This is a genomic window from Vicingus serpentipes, from assembly GCF_007993035.1.
Taxonomy (GTDB): Bacteria; Bacteroidota; Bacteroidia; order Flavobacteriales_E; family Vicingaceae; genus Vicingus; species Vicingus serpentipes.
In genome coordinates, this window is record NZ_VOOS01000001.1 from 613,750 (window position 1) to 629,375 (window position 15,626).

At 31.3% G+C, this 15,626-nt stretch carries 13 protein-coding genes; 7 read left to right on the forward strand and 6 right to left on the reverse strand.

Annotated features, from left to right (window positions below):
- Position 1 precedes the first annotated feature (1 nt).
- The 4 genes from FRY74_RS02750 to FRY74_RS02765 are packed head-to-tail and all read right to left on the reverse strand — an operon-like array spanning position 2 to position 5,170.
- Complete coding sequence (locus FRY74_RS02750) at positions 2-1,408, reverse strand: TolC family protein (protein WP_147098373.1); 1,407 nt, start codon at positions 1,406-1,408, stop codon at positions 2-4.
- Between the two features lie 11 nt (positions 1,409-1,419).
- On the reverse strand, positions 1,420-2,772 hold the full coding sequence (locus FRY74_RS02755) for an HlyD family secretion protein (RefSeq protein WP_147098375.1): 1,353 nt from the start codon (positions 2,770-2,772) through the stop codon (positions 1,420-1,422).
- A 6-nt stretch (positions 2,773-2,778) separates the two neighbouring features.
- Entirely contained in the window at positions 2,779-4,497 is a 1,719-nt protein-coding gene (locus FRY74_RS02760) for a peptidase domain-containing ABC transporter (RefSeq protein ID WP_147098377.1), read from the reverse strand.
- A gap of 4 nt (positions 4,498-4,501) precedes the next feature.
- The gene (locus tag FRY74_RS02765; RefSeq protein ID WP_317132186.1) at positions 4,502-5,170 is read right to left on the reverse strand and encodes a TetR/AcrR family transcriptional regulator; all 669 of its coding nucleotides are present in this window, start codon (positions 5,168-5,170) and stop codon (positions 4,502-4,504) included.
- 176 nt (positions 5,171-5,346) lie between these two features.
- Here FRY74_RS02765 and FRY74_RS02770 point away from each other — a divergent pair, with 176 nt between their 5' ends.
- Genes FRY74_RS02770 through FRY74_RS02785 form a run of 4 tightly spaced genes read left to right on the forward strand, consistent with a single transcriptional unit; the run spans position 5,347 to position 8,539 of the window.
- Positions 5,347-5,874, forward strand: a complete 528-nt coding sequence (locus tag FRY74_RS02770; RefSeq protein WP_147098381.1) for an NAD(P)H-dependent oxidoreductase — start codon at positions 5,347-5,349, stop codon at positions 5,872-5,874.
- 22 nt (positions 5,875-5,896) lie between these two features.
- Positions 5,897-7,114 (forward strand): DEAD/DEAH box helicase, encoded by a 1,218-nt coding sequence (locus tag FRY74_RS02775; RefSeq protein WP_147098384.1) that lies wholly within the window; start codon positions 5,897-5,899, stop codon positions 7,112-7,114.
- Positions 7,114-8,004 carry a radical SAM protein gene (locus tag FRY74_RS02780; RefSeq protein ID WP_147098385.1) on the forward strand — a complete coding sequence of 297 codons (891 nt, stop codon included), beginning with the start codon at positions 7,114-7,116 and terminating at the stop codon, positions 8,002-8,004. Before FRY74_RS02775 ends, FRY74_RS02780 begins: the two co-directional genes overlap by 1 nt.
- A gap of 37 nt (positions 8,005-8,041) precedes the next feature.
- Entirely contained in the window at positions 8,042-8,539 is a 498-nt protein-coding gene (locus FRY74_RS02785) for a porin family protein (protein WP_147098387.1), read from the forward strand.
- On the opposite strand, the gene FRY74_RS02790 is transcribed toward FRY74_RS02785, so the two are convergent.
- Both FRY74_RS02790 and FRY74_RS02795 read right to left on the reverse strand, forming a co-directional pair.
- The gene (locus FRY74_RS02790; RefSeq protein ID WP_147098389.1) at positions 8,536-8,895 is read right to left on the reverse strand and encodes a YraN family protein; all 360 of its coding nucleotides are present in this window, start codon (positions 8,893-8,895) and stop codon (positions 8,536-8,538) included. The genes FRY74_RS02785 and FRY74_RS02790 overlap by 4 nt on opposite strands.
- Positions 8,888-9,793, reverse strand: a complete 906-nt coding sequence (locus FRY74_RS02795; protein WP_147098390.1) for a S66 peptidase family protein — start codon at positions 9,791-9,793, stop codon at positions 8,888-8,890. The genes FRY74_RS02790 and FRY74_RS02795 overlap by 8 nt, the downstream gene beginning before the upstream one ends.
- An 83-nt stretch (positions 9,794-9,876) precedes the next feature.
- On the opposite strand from FRY74_RS02795, the gene metG reads away from it, so the two are divergent.
- From metG to FRY74_RS02810, 3 genes are all read left to right on the forward strand, one after another.
- On the forward strand, positions 9,877-11,916 hold the full coding sequence (gene metG / locus FRY74_RS02800) for a methionine--tRNA ligase (protein WP_147098393.1): 2,040 nt from the start codon (positions 9,877-9,879) through the stop codon (positions 11,914-11,916).
- A 29-nt stretch (positions 11,917-11,945) separates the two neighbouring features.
- Positions 11,946-12,809, forward strand: coding sequence for a pseudouridine synthase (locus FRY74_RS02805; protein ID WP_147098395.1), 864 nt, complete (start codon positions 11,946-11,948; stop codon positions 12,807-12,809).
- Between the two features lie 107 nt (positions 12,810-12,916).
- Complete coding sequence (locus FRY74_RS02810) at positions 12,917-15,610, forward strand: DUF3971 domain-containing protein (RefSeq protein WP_147098397.1); 2,694 nt, start codon at positions 12,917-12,919, stop codon at positions 15,608-15,610.
- Positions 15,611-15,626: the final 16 nt, after the last annotated feature.

Here is a 15,626-nt window from a genome sequence, read left to right on the forward strand (position 1 = left end):
ATTAATTATTAGATAATAAACCCAAAGCATAGTCAGTAGCTAATTTTGCTTTTTGATTTTTCGATATAAGTTCTATTAATTTAAGCTGAGTATTTATATACCCCATCTCCCTTGAATTTACCATAAACAATGAGCTTTCACCAGCATCAAACTTTTGTTTTTCACCATTTAAAAGTTTAGCATAATCTGTAACTGTTTGAGCATACAAATTTGCTTGATTGTATGATGTTTCCAATTCATTAATTGAGGCTCTAGCTTTAAATGTTAATGATGCAATTTTGGCATCATAAACTAACTGGGTTTCACTAATTTTTAATTTTGCCAATTTCAAATCGCCTCTTTCTTTTCTTAAAAACAAAGGCATACTAAATTCAACTCCCCATTTATAATTATTTAAATTATAATTACTAAAAACATCATTACCAACCGGCTGAGTAATTGCATTATATTTCAAATTTAGTTTCGGTTTAATCATTTCTTGTTTCAACCTTTTTTCTATTCCGAGTTGTTGTATTTTATACTGATATTGAACTAATTCCGGATGATTTTGTTCAATGCTATCCATTTGAAGATAAACTTGACCAGTAACGGTTAAGTTTTCAACCTCATCTGCTTTTAATGGCACTGTACCTTCAGCAATTTCAAGCGGTATAACTCCTTCGCCCCATAAATATACTGACAACATCGCAGTTGCATTTTTATAATTCATTTCAGCTTGCTGCAAATTTAGCAATCTATTTTGAACTTGAATACTTGCTTCAACTGTATCTATAAAAGATTTATCCCCTAAAAAAGCTCCCTGTTTAACTGCCTCGAATCGTTGATTTGCAAAAAAAACAGCGTCTTGATAAACTGACAATGTATTATAACTGTTAAACCACTCCCAGTAAAACTTACCAGCCTCATAAATCAATTCATTATACAACGCTTGACGCTCAGCTTGTGTTCCTTTTAAATATAATTGGGCTTTTCTCAACTCACTTCTTCTCTCGTCTATAAAAAGCCCTTGCCCTAAAGACAAAGAAACTCCGGCATACCACAAACCTGCATTAGGATTATTGTTTTGCGGGTTTAAATATTGTCCCTGATTTTGTTCATAACCGCCACTAAACTCTAGTCCATACCAAGTTGGTATCTTTAATCCTGAATTAGTTGTGCTAAAATATTGATTTTCATTAAAGTACTTTTGAGCTACTTCAGAAAATGCCTTTGGATCAAATAACCCCCTAGACTTTTGAAGATAGGCTTCACCATACTCAACTTTTAATTCAGCTTGCTTGGCAATTGGATGATTCAACCTAACTATTTCAATAAATTCATTAAACCCTAGCGTTTTAGTATTCTCTGTCTGAGTAAAAGCAATAGTATTTGCTAGCAAAATAATTAGGTATGTTATTCTTATTTTCATTTTTGTAAAAATTATTTTTTACTGCCTGCTTTTTTAATTTCTGAACTTTTGTAATAATCTGGAGGAAACCCATTTAAGTTACGCCATAACTCGTACCAAATTGGCACATCTTTTAACAATGCCATACCATTTGCACCAGAACCAACTCTTAAGCTTTCTGGCCATGTTTCATCATCTTCATCTGGAGCTACAAAAACTCTGTATTTTCCATTTTCACTAATAAAATTATCTATAGCTACTACTTTTCCTCCAAAAGTTCCATAAGATGCATTAGGCCAACCTGAGAAAACAACCGAAGGCCAACCATCAAACATAAATCGAACTTTTTGTCCTTTGCTCACTATTGGTAAATCAAATGGTTCAATATACATTTCTACTGCTAAATCATATTTCGCAGGCATAATACTTACCATTTCCTCCCCAGCTTTTAGTGTTTCACCAATACCAGATCGAATAGCTTTAGTTACATAACCATCTTGAGGTGCTGTAATATAATACATCCCTTGCCTTACAGAATAATTCATATATTGATTTTGCATCTTTGTAACAAGAGCTTCAGCATCATACATATTAGAAAGTGCTGAATACTTATCCGATTCTGCTTTTGAAAGCTTATCTACATATTGATTTCTTATAGAATTTACTTCAACCCGAGCATTGATAAGAATGTTTCTACTTGCTAATAATTTATTCTCAGCACTTATCAATTTTGATTGTGTTTCTTGCAGTTTTAGTTTTTTAGTTTCAAAATCTGTTAACGACTTCAAACCCTGTTTATATAACTCTTCTTGCCTTTGAAATTGTTTTTCAGCTATTTGATAATTGGTTTTTGCAGCTTCTAAATCAACACTATCGGACAAAACTTTAAGCTGAGCTTGTTTTATGTAATTATTAGCTTGCTCTCTCTTTAATTTTTGAGTTTGTAATAAAGCATCAATTTGAATATCAAGAGAATTCACTTTATCCATATAAGACTTAACAGAAAGTTCTTTAGATTTAATTTGAGATTCAGTTCTTGACAATAATTCAGGATCAAAATATTCGTCCTTCACTTCAGATATAAAGAGAATTGTATCACCTTTAGCCACGTAATCCCCTTCTTTTACAAACCATTTTTCAATCTTACCCGCTATTACGGAATTTATAGTTTGTGGTCTTTGGTTAGGCTGCAATGTTGTAACATATCCTCTAGATCTAATGTTTTGAGTCCAAGGTAACAATACAATCAAAACTAATGTAACAAAACTAAAAATCAATATCCTTGAAAAAACTGAGAATGCTTTATAATTTTTTAGCATTGAAAACGAATCATATAGCTTAGTATGAATTTTATCGTCTATCCTATTTTCACTTAAGTTTAACATGCTATTTTACTTTATAAATATTTGATTAAACCAACTCTCGTTGGATAAATTAGACAAACTATCAAAACCAAGTTGGTTTCCTTGATCAAGCACTAATACTTTTTCAAATTTAGATGCAATCTCTTTGTCATTAGAAACTGCCATAATTGTCCATTTTTTATCAGATCCAAATATGTAATTTAAAAATCTTTCCTTATCAAGTTCAGGCAATTGTTTAAAGTTGTCTTCAAGTAATATTAATCTAGGGAATCCAACTATAGCTCTAGCTAATATTATTTTTAATTTAATACTCTTAGGAAGGTTTTTACCTTCAGAAAGCAACTGAGTATGATATCCTTCTGAAAGAGATTCTACAAAATCTGACAAGCCAACTACTTTAATAACTTCATGAACATTTTCTTGAGTTACAAATGATTTTCCTAAGCTAATATTTTCATATAAACTTCCTTTAAAAATGTCTTCTTTAGACAAGTTGTCTCCAATATGAGTCCTTAAATTTTCTTTACATATAGTTGAGATAGGATAGTCATTAACCACAATAGAACCTGTAAAGTCATCATATAAACCTGCCACCAACTGAAGTAAAAATGATTTTCCTGAGCCACTTGAACCAGCAACACATAACGATTTTCCCGATTTTAAATCAAAATTGATATCTTTAATAGTAGGAGCTGAATTATTCTCAAATGAATAATTAAGACTTTTAGCTTTTATTGAAAGTCCAGCATCAGAAGAATCTAATCTCTCTCCCTTATCTTTTTCCAATTCTAAATCAGTTACTAAACCAATTTTCTCAGCAGAAGTCAAAACATCATAAATGGTTTCCATGCTTAAAATCAATTTTTCAACTGAAGACAAAACCAAAATAATAATGATTTCTGACGCTACAAATTGCCCAATATTCATTTGCTCATTAATTACCAACAACCCTCCAATAACTAGAAGACCAGCCGCTGTTAACATTTTAAACCCTACTAAGTTTATATATTGTATTAACAGTGTTTTAAAATGTGCTTTTCTGTTCGTTAAATAGCCCTGTACTTTTTCATCTGTTTTTCTTAAAGGCAAATTAGTTTCACCTGCCAACTTAAAAGTAGATGTAGTTCTTGCAACTTCTTCTAACCAGTGAGCTACCTCATATTTATATGACGACTCTTTTAAACTTGTTCTCAAACCATTAGGCACTGTAAATTTGAAAATGAAATAAACAATTAACAATAACACTAAACTGAACATAATAAAGAATGGATGATATAATGACAACAATATCAATCCAAATAATACTTGCAAAGAAGCACTAGAAAAGTCCATAATAATTTTAGATAGTCCTTTTTGAAGTCCTAGCGTATCAAAAAACCTATTCACCAACTCTGGAACATATTGATTATCAACTGCTTCCAACTTAATCCTAGGTATTCTATATGCAAATTCAAATGCTGACCTAGTAAAAATTTTCTGCTGCAAGTTCTCAGTAATAACTAATTGCATAATTTGCATAACTCCAGACAAGGCAATACCTAATATTACAAGAACAACTAAAATTATCCATGAGGTTGAAACTTCGCCAACAGTAATAAAGTTAATTATAGCTTGAACTCCAAGAGGGATTGACAAACTTAAAATTCCATTGAATAAAGCATAAACATAAATACTAAAAATATCCTGCTTATCAACCTTAAGTAGATTTACAAACCTTTTTAGTGGGGTTAAAATTTCTCTTTTCATATTTTTATTTTATTGCTTTTAAAACCAATTCATCGTAAAAAGAAGTAATCAAATCTTCTTCCTCAGAAACATCCGTTAATCGAGGTAAATGCTCTGCAAAATATCGCTGCAAATGAGCTCCTTCAATAATTGTTGAAACCAGCATGTGAGGATAGTTATATTTTGGATTAATTTCTAAAATAATATCACTTATTCGTTCTACTAATTGTTTAAAAACAGAGTAAGAACCAATCTCATTTTCTTGATCTACACACTTAGTTAAATATGCTTTTGATGATTCAGAAATAACAATCTTATTTAGTTTAATCTCGTTAATATGACTAAAATTACTGTCTTCTGTTATTTCTTCTGTTAATATTCTAATTGCTTTAGTCAACCTTTCGTATGGAGATTCAATATTTGCTAATCCGAAAACTACTTTATACTCCATCCAATGCCAATACCAAGATATTAAATACAACAAAAGCTTATGCTTGCTTTCAAAATACCGGTAAATTGAAGCCTCAGTAGATTGCAACTCCACTCCTAACTTTCTAAAAGTAAAAGCTTCAAAGCCTATTTCATTTATTAAATCTATACTTCCTTCAACAATACGTCTCCCTAAATCAGATGATTCTGGGTTCTTAATGTAAATTTTTTCATTTACTTGTATTGTAATTTTTGGTATTAACACTTCTATTTATAATTATTTTGCACACAAATATAATAGTAATACTATCATTTTTGATTAAAAAAACATCATTTTTATAAGCAAAACAATTAAAACACTGATTTTTAGTTAGTTAAATTTAAAAGAATAATAAATATTATTAGCATTACAATTAATATTTTTGCACTAAAATAGATTGAATGAAAAACGTACTTGTAATACTTGCTCACCCAGAAATTGAAAAATCGATTGGAAACAAAGCTATTAGTGAAGCCATAGATCAACTTGAACACTCAGAAGTAAGAAATTTAAACTTACTTTACCCTGATTTTAATATTGATGTTGAAGCAGAACAAGAAGCATTAAAAAAAGCAGACGTTATTATCTTTCAATACCCTTTATTTTGGTACAACGTTCCTGCAATACTAAAGGAATGGAAAGATAAAGTATTCACCTACGGCTTTGCATTTGGAAAAGATAAATATCAGCTTGAAGGAAAAGAAATTATAGTTTCTTTTACAACTGGTAGTTCAGTAAAAGATTACCCCAGAGATGTTGTAGAAAAAATTATATTTCCATTTAAAGGCTTGGCCGATTTTTGTAAAATGAACTACAACACTGAAGTTATTTCTCACGAAATCAATAACTATTCTGACGAAGCCATTGAAAAGTCGAAATCTTTTGCCGACCTTCATACACAAAAAATTATTGAACTGATTACAAAATAGTTCAAACAACTTAAAGAATTACATGAAATTTATAGACTTAGGCTTTGAGCCTCAAATTAACGAAGCCATTGATGCAATTGGCTTCGACACTCCTACCCCAATTCAACAACAAGCTATTCCTCACATTATTAATGGTAAAGACATGATAGCTTGTGCACAAACAGGAACAGGAAAAACTGCTGCTTTTGTGCTACCTATTTTAAATAGCATATGCTTATCGCAAACACATAACAAAACAAATACTATAATCGTTGTTCCCACAAGAGAGTTAGCCATACAAATTGACCAACAAATTGAAGGATTAAGCTACTTTACTAACGCTACCTCTATTGCTATTTATGGTGGTGGAAATGGTCAATCTTTTGAGTCTGAGAAAAAAGCGCTTTTAACTGGTGCAGATATTATTGTTTGTACTCCTGGCAGGTTTATATCTCACTTAAACATGGGTTATTTTGATACTTCAGGCATCAAACATTTTATTTTGGATGAAGCTGACCGAATGTTAGACATGGGTTTTAACGAAGACATTATGATGATTGCTGAAAAGCTTCCAAAAAAACGTCAAAACTTAATGTTCTCTGCAACAATGCCTACTAAAATTAGAGCATTGACTGAAAAGCTACTAGATGATCCTATTTCAATAAGTATTGCTATTTCAAAACCTAACGACGCAATTACACAAGGTGCTTTTTTAGTTCACGACAATCAGAAAATTGAATTAATTAAAAGTTTATTAAAAGATAAGGATTACGAACACATTATCATTTTCGCATCTCGTAAAACAGCTGTGAAAGAGATCACTCAAGCACTAAAAAAAGTTGGTCTACCAGCAAAAGGTATTCAATCTGATTTAGACCAAGGAGAACGTGAACAAGTTTTATTGGACTTTAAAAATAAAAAAGTAAAAATATTGGTTGCTACCGATATTCTCTCTAGGGGTATTGACATTAAAGGTATTAACATGGTTATTAATTATGAAGTACCTCATGATGCAGAAGATTATGTTCACCGAATTGGTAGAACTGCCAGAGGCGAAGGAACTTTTGGAGAAGCTTATACTTTTGTTAATGCTGACCAATGTTTTAACTTTTCTAAAATAGAAAAATTAATAGAAAAAGAAGTTCCTAAACTTGATTTACCAGAAGGCTTTGCAAAAGGACCTGAATACAAAATAACGAGCCGACCTTATAATAAAAAGAAAAATTTTAGACCTAAGAAAAAATTTCATAAAAGAGACTAATGTATCATTACCCTATAAATTATGATGAGCCTTTGTTTCGCCCACCAAGCGAAGCTCGTTCTTTAATTATACAGGTAACGTTGGGCTGCTCATGGAATAAGTGTTCTTTTTGCGAAATGTACACTTCCAAACGATTTAAAGCACGTAAAGAAGAAGACATTTTTAATGATATTGATGCTTTTATTCCTTACCAAGATAGTGTAAGAAAAGTTTTTTTAGCTGATGGTGACCCGTTGGTTTTATCTACTGAAAGATTACTGAGAATATTAGCAAAAGTAAAAGCTACATTTCCAAACTTACAACGAATTTCAACTTATGCTTCACCAAGTAATTTGGCACGTAAATCGAGCGAAGAACTAAAAGAATTATATGAAGCTGGCTTAACGCTTCTTTACGTTGGTATAGAATCTGGCGACAGTAAAGTTTTAGAATGCATTCAAAAAGGAGAAACTTTTGAAACCACTATTGAAGGTTTAAATAAATCGAAAGCAGTTGGCATGAATAGCTCTGTAATGATTATAAACGGAGTTGGTGGTAAATTATTAACCAAGCAACACGCTATAAATTCGGCCAAAGTATTGAACGAAACTCAACCAAAATATGCTTCTACTTTAGTACTAACCGCACATAAAGGCATGGCTCATTTTCAAGATAGATATAAGGGAGAATTTATTGAGTTGAACCAATTTGAATTATTTAAAGAAATGCATCTTTTTATGCATCATTTAGATTTAGAAGAAACCATTTTTAGGAGCGACCATGCTTGTAATAGTTTAGTATTAAAGGGTGTTTTAGGTCGCGATAAAGATAAAATGATGAGTCAAATTGAATTGGCAATTTCTCATCCTGAGCTAGCCAATTTAAGAATGAAATGTAATAGTGGTTATTAAATTTTTTATCTCTAATTTGGCCTAAAAAAATTAAGTCATGAAAAAATATTTATTAATTATCAGTTTAGTATTTTCTTCAATTTTATCTGCACAAAGCCCAATAGAAGTTGGACAAATGCAATTTAATGGTGGCTTTGGTTTTTCAAACTATGGATTACCCGTTTATGTTGGGTTAGATTATGGTATTAAAGAAGATATTACTGTTGGTGGTGAATTTTCATTTCGATCATACAGCGACAATATTATTGGAACAAAATATAAACATTCTATTATCGGGATTTCAGCAAATGCAAATTACCATTTTAATACTTTATTAGATATTACTTCCGAGTACGATGTTTATGCTGGATTAAATGTTGGTTTTTACATATGGAATTCATCTGGAGGTTATGCCGGAAACGGAGCTTCTGGAGTTGGGGTTGGTTTACAAATTGGGGGCCGTTATTATTTTAACGAAAGCTGGGGTGTTAACTTAGAAATTGGTGGAGGCAATGCTGCTAGCGGGGGTAAAGTAGGTGTTTCTTATCGTTTTTAATTTTCAGGATAAAAAGCGTCTTTAATGTGGTTGATTTCAATTGAATTATTAATGACAACTGATATTACATCAAATCGAGCCTCTAAATCAATTTCTTTTTCTTGAATATAAAAATCAGCTCCTTCAATTAAATGTTTTTGTTTAGTTGGAGTTATTGCCTCTTCTGGTTCTCCAAAATAAGTAGTACTTCTAGTTTTAACTTCTACAAAAACAATTTCGTTTTTATCTTGTGCAATTATGTCTATTTCAAATTTATGCTGTTGCCAATTGGTTTCAATTATAGCATAACCCAATTTTTGTAAAAATTGAACAGCTAATCCTTCTCCTTGATTACCTAATTGATTATGCTCAGCCATTACTAAAATTAAGTTGAATTTCTTCTTTAGAAACTTTTAAATGAGCATTCCTACCCATTATTAATGTTCTATTATCATTAACATGCCCAGCAGGAAAATCGAAACAAATAGGGTATTTGTATTTTTTTACTGTTTCTAAAATAATCTCTTTTGCTGTTTTACCATAAGGTACAGCATTGTCATTCATATCAGTCATTCCACCAACAACCAAACCTGCTAATTCAGAAAGCATTCCAGCCCTATCTATATTCATCATCATTCTGTCAATGTGGTATAAATACTCATCTAAATCTTCAATAAATAAGATTTTTCCTTTGGTATTCAATTGTGATTTTGTTCCTGTTAAACTGTAAATAATCGACAAATTCCCTCCAACCAATTCACCATCTGCTTCGCCAACAACATTTAACTCATTGGCTTTGCATGTATAAATTTGTGGCACTCCAAAAAGTGATTCTTTTAAACTGGTTAAAGCTGCTTCAGTATTATCTTTAAAACCCAAAGGCATAGCTGAATGTAATGTTTCTATTCCAAAATTTTGATTGATGTGATTATGTAAAACCGTTACATCGCTATAACCACAAATCCATTTTGGTTGTTTTATAAACTTTGTAAAATCTAAATTGTCAATAATTTTCACTGTACCATATCCACCTTTAGCGCAAATAATTGCTTTAATTTCTTGATTATCTAATGCTTCTTGAAAATTAGCAGTTCGCACTGCTGTTGTTCCTGCAAATTGGTTATCAACTGCAAACAATTTATCGCTAAAAGTTGGTTCTAATCCCCATCCTTTTATTATCGTTAAACTGTATTCTAATTCAACAAGCGAAAGCTTACGGGCAGTAGAAACTATAGCAACTTTATCTCCTTTTTGTAAATTCGGTGGTTTTTGCATTTTTTAACCTTTATAAAATGTAAATTTGCACTTTCAAAATAACAAGATTTCTCTACAAAGTCGGAATGACAATAGAATAATTTATGAACAAAGCAAAAAGATATACAGTAACAGCAGCTTTACCTTATGCAAACGGACCTTTACATTTAGGTCATATTGCTGGGTGTTATTTGCCTGCTGATATTTACGTGAGATACCTTAAGGGAAAAGGCGAAGATGTTGCTTTTATCTGTGGGTCGGATGAACATGGTGCTGCAATTACATTAAGAGCAAAAAAAGAAAATACTACACCTCAACATATTGTTGATACCAATCACGAAATCATTAAAAATGCTTTTGTTGATTTTGGTATAAAATTCGATATTTACCACCGAACATCTTCAAAATTACACCACGAAACTGCTGCTCAATTTTTTACTGAGTTAAACGATAAAGGCTCTTTTATTCAAGAAACTAGCGAACAATTTTACGACCAAGAACACGAGCAATTTTTAGCTGACAGATATGTTACTGGAACTTGCCCTAAATGTGATTCAGATGGTGCTTATGGCGATCAATGTGAAAAGTGTGGAAGTAGTTTAAATGCTACTGACCTTATTAACCCTAAATCAACATTAAGTGGTAAAACTCCTGTTTTAAAAGAAACTTCACATTGGTATTTACCAATGAACAAACACGAAGAGTGGTTGAAAAAATGGATTGAAACGGGGAAATTAAACGGAGTTCAACAACATGACCCAAGTGAGTGGAGAAAGCAAGTTATTGGTCAATGTAAAAGTTGGATTGATAACGGTTTACAACCACGTTCTATTACTCGTGATTTAGATTGGGGAGTGCAAGTGCCTGTTGAAGGTGCCGAAGGAAAAGTATTGTATGTTTGGTTCGATGCTCCTATTGGATATATTTCGGCAACCAAACAATGGGCTGCTGACAACAATAAAAACTGGGAAGATTATTGGAAAAAAGACGATACTGCTTTAATTCATTTTATTGGAAAAGATAACATCGTATTTCACGGAATTATTTTTCCGATAATTTTAAAAGAGCAAGGAGATTATATTTTACCAACCAATGTACCTGCCAACGAATTTTTAAATTTAGAAGGTGATAAGATTTCTACTTCAAGAAATTGGGCTGTTTGGTTACACGAATATTTAGAAGATTTTCCGGGTAAGGAAGATGAACTACGCTATGTTTTAACATCTATTGCTCCTGAAACAAAAGACAGTGAATTTACTTGGAAAGATTACCAAGCAAGGGTTAATAATGAATTAGTTGCCATTTTTGGAAACTTCATCAACCGTTCTGTTGTTCTAACACATAAATATTACAATGGCATTGTACCATCTCTTGGTGAGCTTACTGCAGAAGATTCTGAAGTATTAGCTTCGATAAAAACAACTCAACAAAATGTTAATGAGTTGTTAAGTAAGTTTAAGTTTAGAGATGCTCAAACGGAAGCGATGCAATTGGCTCGAATTGGAAATAAATACTTAGCCGATACCGAACCTTGGAAGTTAATTAAAACAGATGAGGAGAGAGTGAAAACTATTATGAATATTGCTTTACAAATTAGTAATGCGTTAAGTATTGTTTTCGGACCTTTTTTACCAAAAACAAGTAATAAGCTTCGTGCTATTTTAAATAACAATACTCCAGAATTAAATGCTGGACACCAAATAAATGCTGCCGAATTATTATTCCAAAAAATCGAAGACGAAGCAATTGATGCTCAAATTGAAAAGCTAAAAACTACTACAGTTAAACAATCTAATCCAAAAGCAAAACCAATGAAAGACGAAATAACATTCGATGATTTTACTAAAATTGACATTAGAACGGCTACTATTTTAACTGCCGAAAAACACCCTGATGCCGACAAATTGTTAAAGTTAACTGTTGATACAGGAATCGATGTAAGAACAGTTGTTTCTGGTATTGCTGAACATTACAATCCTGAAGATATTGTTGGAAAACAAGTTTCCATATTAATGAACTTGGCTCCAAGAAAAATTAGAGGAATAGAATCGAAAGGAATGATTTTAATGGCTGAAAACAACGAAGGCGAACTAGCTTTTGTTTCTCCTGAAAAAGCCATGGACAACGGAGGAGAAATAAGATAATAAAAAACTAAAGATACCAATTACCTATAATGGACAAGCCAAAAAGAAACTCAAAACGACCTACTACTAAGAAGGAAACTTTTAAACGTAAACCTTCTGAAAGTAAGCCTTACGCTCCAAAGAGAAAAGATGCGCAAAATAAGAATGATGCACCTAAAAAACCTGCAGTAAAAAGAGACCCAAACGATGAAAGCATGCGCTTAAATCGCTTTATCTCTAATGCAGGTATTTGCTCAAGACGTGAAGCTGACACTATTATTTTATCAGGTGCTGTTTCTATTAACGATAAAGTAGTTACTGAAATGGGAGTTAGAGTTCAACCGTCTGACAAGGTTACTGTTGGAGGCGAAACTATACAACATGAAAAAAAGTTGTATTTGGTAATGAATAAACCTAAAAACTTTGTTACTACTGCTAATGATGCTTTAGGAAGAAAAACAGCATTACAATTGGTTGGCAAGCATAAACAAGCAGTTTCTGCCGTTGACAAAATGGATAGAACTTCTACAGGAGTTTTAATGTTTACAAACGATTTAGATTTAGCTAAAAGGTTGACTAAAGTAACATCAATATACCAAGTTACTACAGATAAAAATGTGTCTCAAGGTGATTTAAATGTTTTGATTGAAGGATTTGAATTAGAAGGTGGATTTAGTAAAGCAGATGAAGCAAGTTTTGTTGGTAAAGGCGATGATAGAAAAGTAATTGGTATTGAAATACGTTCGAGTAAAAATAAAATTGTTAAACGAATGGTTGAACACTTAGGGTATAAAGTAATAAAGCTTGACCGCGTATCTTTTGCCAACTTAACTAAGAAAGATTTAGCCCGTGGTCAATGGAGATATTTAACAAACGAAGAAGTTGCTTTCTTAAAAATGACTAAAAAAGCCTAACATCTTTTTCATAACTCACTGTTGAATACTATTTTACTTTTTGTGAAATTCACACCTTTTCGCATCTAACTTTGAAATAGATTATCCAAATAATCGTTATAAGTGTTATGCGTTTATTAAAACGAATCTTAATTGTATTCAGTGTTTTACTTGTGCTTATTTTAGGCACTGGTATTGTCATATCTTCTATTTACGAAGAAGATGTGAAAAGCTATATGCTTAGTAAAATTAATGAGCGATTAAATACACGCATTGATGTTAAAGAAATTAATTTTTCAGTGCTTAAAAAATTCCCTTACGCTTCTTTAGAGTTTAACGATGTATCTGCTGATGAAGTAACCAAAAATGAGAAAAAAGGCACCTTATTTTCAGCACAATCAGTTTACTTACAGTTTAACATCATCGACATCATAAATAAGAATTACATTATTAAAAAAATTAATGTTGAAAACGGACTCTTAAACATTAAAATTGATAAAAAAGGGAACAACAATTATCAAGTATGGAAGGCTGTTTCTGATAGTAGTAATCATAATTTTAATTTAGCTTTAAGTAGTTTACAATTTAAAAACTTTACGTTTTACACATTAAACGAATACAAAAATCTTGACTTCTCAATTGAAGCAAAAACGATTGATTTAACAGGAAATTTCTCTGCGGTAAAATATAAACTGACCACTACTGCCGACTTGTTTGTTAATCAATTTAATGAGGCTGGTCAATCTGTATTGAAAAATAAATCAATAAATGTAAACACTACTTTTTCGGTAAATCAAGAAGAAAACTTATATGAAATAAAGGAAGGTGAACTTTCTATTGAAAACCTTTCTTTTGATTTGATAGGAAATTTAAAAGAAACTGAAAATGGTACCAACCTTAATTTAAAAATTAATGCAAACAACATCCAAATTGAAGATGCTTTTTCATTGTTTCCTGAATCAGAAAAAAAGAAATTATTAACCTACAAAAGCAAAGGGGTCATTAGTTTTGAATCAACCATTATAGGTGAACTATCTACACAACACACTCCCAATATTGAAGCTGATTTTGAAATTAAAAATGGAACGATTACAGAAGTTAATTCTAACATCTCTTTATCAAAAATAAACACAAAAGGTAGTTTTAGTAATGGAAAAGGCAAAAAAAACAATACAACAAAGCTCTCTTTATCTGAATTTAATTCCGTTTTTGGGGCAGGAAAAATATCTGGTAATTATACCATTACCAACTTTACTAATCCTTACATTGAATTTAATTCTGAAGCCAATATTGATTTAAACCAAGCACGTGATTTCTTTAAAATTGATACTCTAGAAACTGCAATAGGATTACTAGACATTAACATTAAATACTCTGGATATATAAAAGAATTAAACAATATACAGGCTCAAGACTTACAAAAATTAAACGCGAAAGGAAACGCTGAACTTAAAAATGCAGATTTTAAATTAGTGAATCACTCTGTTACATTTGAACAGTTAAATGGAGCTTTCCAATTTAATAACAACAATATTGAAATAGATTCTTTAAATGGAAAACTGAATGGTAATAATTTTAACGTAAATGGAAAATTTAATAATCTATTGGCGTTTATATTTCTACAAAATGAGCCTCTAACTGTTTATGGAACAATTGAAGCTTCTAAATTGGTTTTAGATGAATTACTGCTTAAAGATGAGTCGGCAACTAAAGATTCTATTTACACATTAAGTTTGCCAAACAACATTACATTTAAATGTGTTACAGCCATTGACACATTTACTTTTAGACGATTTAAAGCAACAGATGTAAAGGGACACCTAAACCTTAGTAATAGTGTTTTATCAGCATCTAACGTAAGTTTTAAAGCCATGAAAGGACAAATTTCAAATGCTAATTTTGTATTGAACGCTTCTGAATTAAATAGAATTACAATGACCAGTAGCGCCCAAATTGACGATATTGATATCAATCAGTTGTTTTTTGAATTTGAAAATTTTGGGCAAGAATATTTTGTTCAAGAAAATATAAAAGGAAGAGCTACTTCCACTATTCAGTTTGCTTCTTTATGGGATAGTCATTTAACGCTAAATAAAGATTTGCTTTATGTATTAGCCGATTTAACCATTAAAAATGGTGAATTAATTGACTATAAACCCATACTAGCAATGAGTAAATATATTGAAGTAGATGAACTTCAACATATTAAATTTAGTAACTTGAGTACTCAAATTGAAATCAAAAACCAGCTTATTTCCATTCCTAAAACCTTTATTAGATCTTCTGCTTTAGATGTTGATGTTGCAGGAACACACAGTTTTGATAATAAAATTGATTATCAATTTAGGGTTTTAATGAGTGATGTAATATGGCGTAAAGCAAAATCAAAGAAAAAAGAAAACACAGAGTTTGGATATATAGAAGATGACAGAGAAGGAAAAATGAGTTTATATTTAAGAATGACAGGAACTGTAGATGATTATAAAATAGGATACGATTCTAAAGGAGTAAAAGAAAAGTGGAAACAAGATTTGAAAGAAGAAAAAAAGACCGTTAAACAATTGTTAAACAACGAGTTTGGTTGGTTCAAAAAAGACAGCACCATAAATGAACCAATAGATGAAAAGCCAAAAGATTCAGGATTACAAATAGAATGGGAAGAAGACGAAGATGCAAAGACTGATGATAATAAGAAGGAAGATCGAAGTACAAAAAAAGAAGACGTCGAAAAAAATCCAAAAAAGAAAAAAGGGCTAGGAAAATTAATTGATAAAATTGCTCAACCTGACGAGGAAGAGTTTGAGGAAGATGGAGATTTTTAACTTATCACATTATTAC

Excerpts from the sequence above, each read along its gene's own strand:
- FRY74_RS02770 (WP_147098381.1), top strand. The coding sequence starts at position 5,347 with ATGAAAAACGTACTTGTAATACTTGCTCACCCAGAAATTGAAAAATCG.
- FRY74_RS02780 (WP_147098385.1), top strand. The coding sequence starts at position 7,114 with ATGTATCATTACCCTATAAATTATGATGAGCCTTTGTTTCGCCCACCA.
- FRY74_RS02805 (WP_147098395.1), top strand. The coding sequence starts at position 11,946 with ATGGACAAGCCAAAAAGAAACTCAAAACGACCTACTACTAAGAAGGAA.
- FRY74_RS02755 (WP_147098375.1), bottom strand. The coding sequence starts at position 2,772 with ATGTTAAACTTAAGTGAAAATAGGATAGACGATAAAATTCATACTAAG.
- FRY74_RS02810 (WP_147098397.1), top strand. The coding sequence starts at position 12,917 with ATGCGTTTATTAAAACGAATCTTAATTGTATTCAGTGTTTTACTTGTG.
- FRY74_RS02760 (WP_147098377.1), bottom strand. The coding sequence starts at position 4,497 with ATGAAAAGAGAAATTTTAACCCCACTAAAAAGGTTTGTAAATCTACTT.
- metG (WP_147098393.1), top strand. The coding sequence starts at position 9,877 with ATGAACAAAGCAAAAAGATATACAGTAACAGCAGCTTTACCTTATGCA.
- FRY74_RS02750 (WP_147098373.1), bottom strand. The coding sequence starts at position 1,408 with ATGAAAATAAGAATAACATACCTAATTATTTTGCTAGCAAATACTATT.
- FRY74_RS02795 (WP_147098390.1), bottom strand. The coding sequence starts at position 9,793 with ATGCAAAAACCACCGAATTTACAAAAAGGAGATAAAGTTGCTATAGTT.
- FRY74_RS02775 (WP_147098384.1), top strand. The coding sequence starts at position 5,897 with ATGAAATTTATAGACTTAGGCTTTGAGCCTCAAATTAACGAAGCCATT.
- FRY74_RS02790 (WP_147098389.1), bottom strand. The coding sequence starts at position 8,895 with ATGGCTGAGCATAATCAATTAGGTAATCAAGGAGAAGGATTAGCTGTT.
- FRY74_RS02785 (WP_147098387.1), top strand. The coding sequence starts at position 8,042 with ATGAAAAAATATTTATTAATTATCAGTTTAGTATTTTCTTCAATTTTA.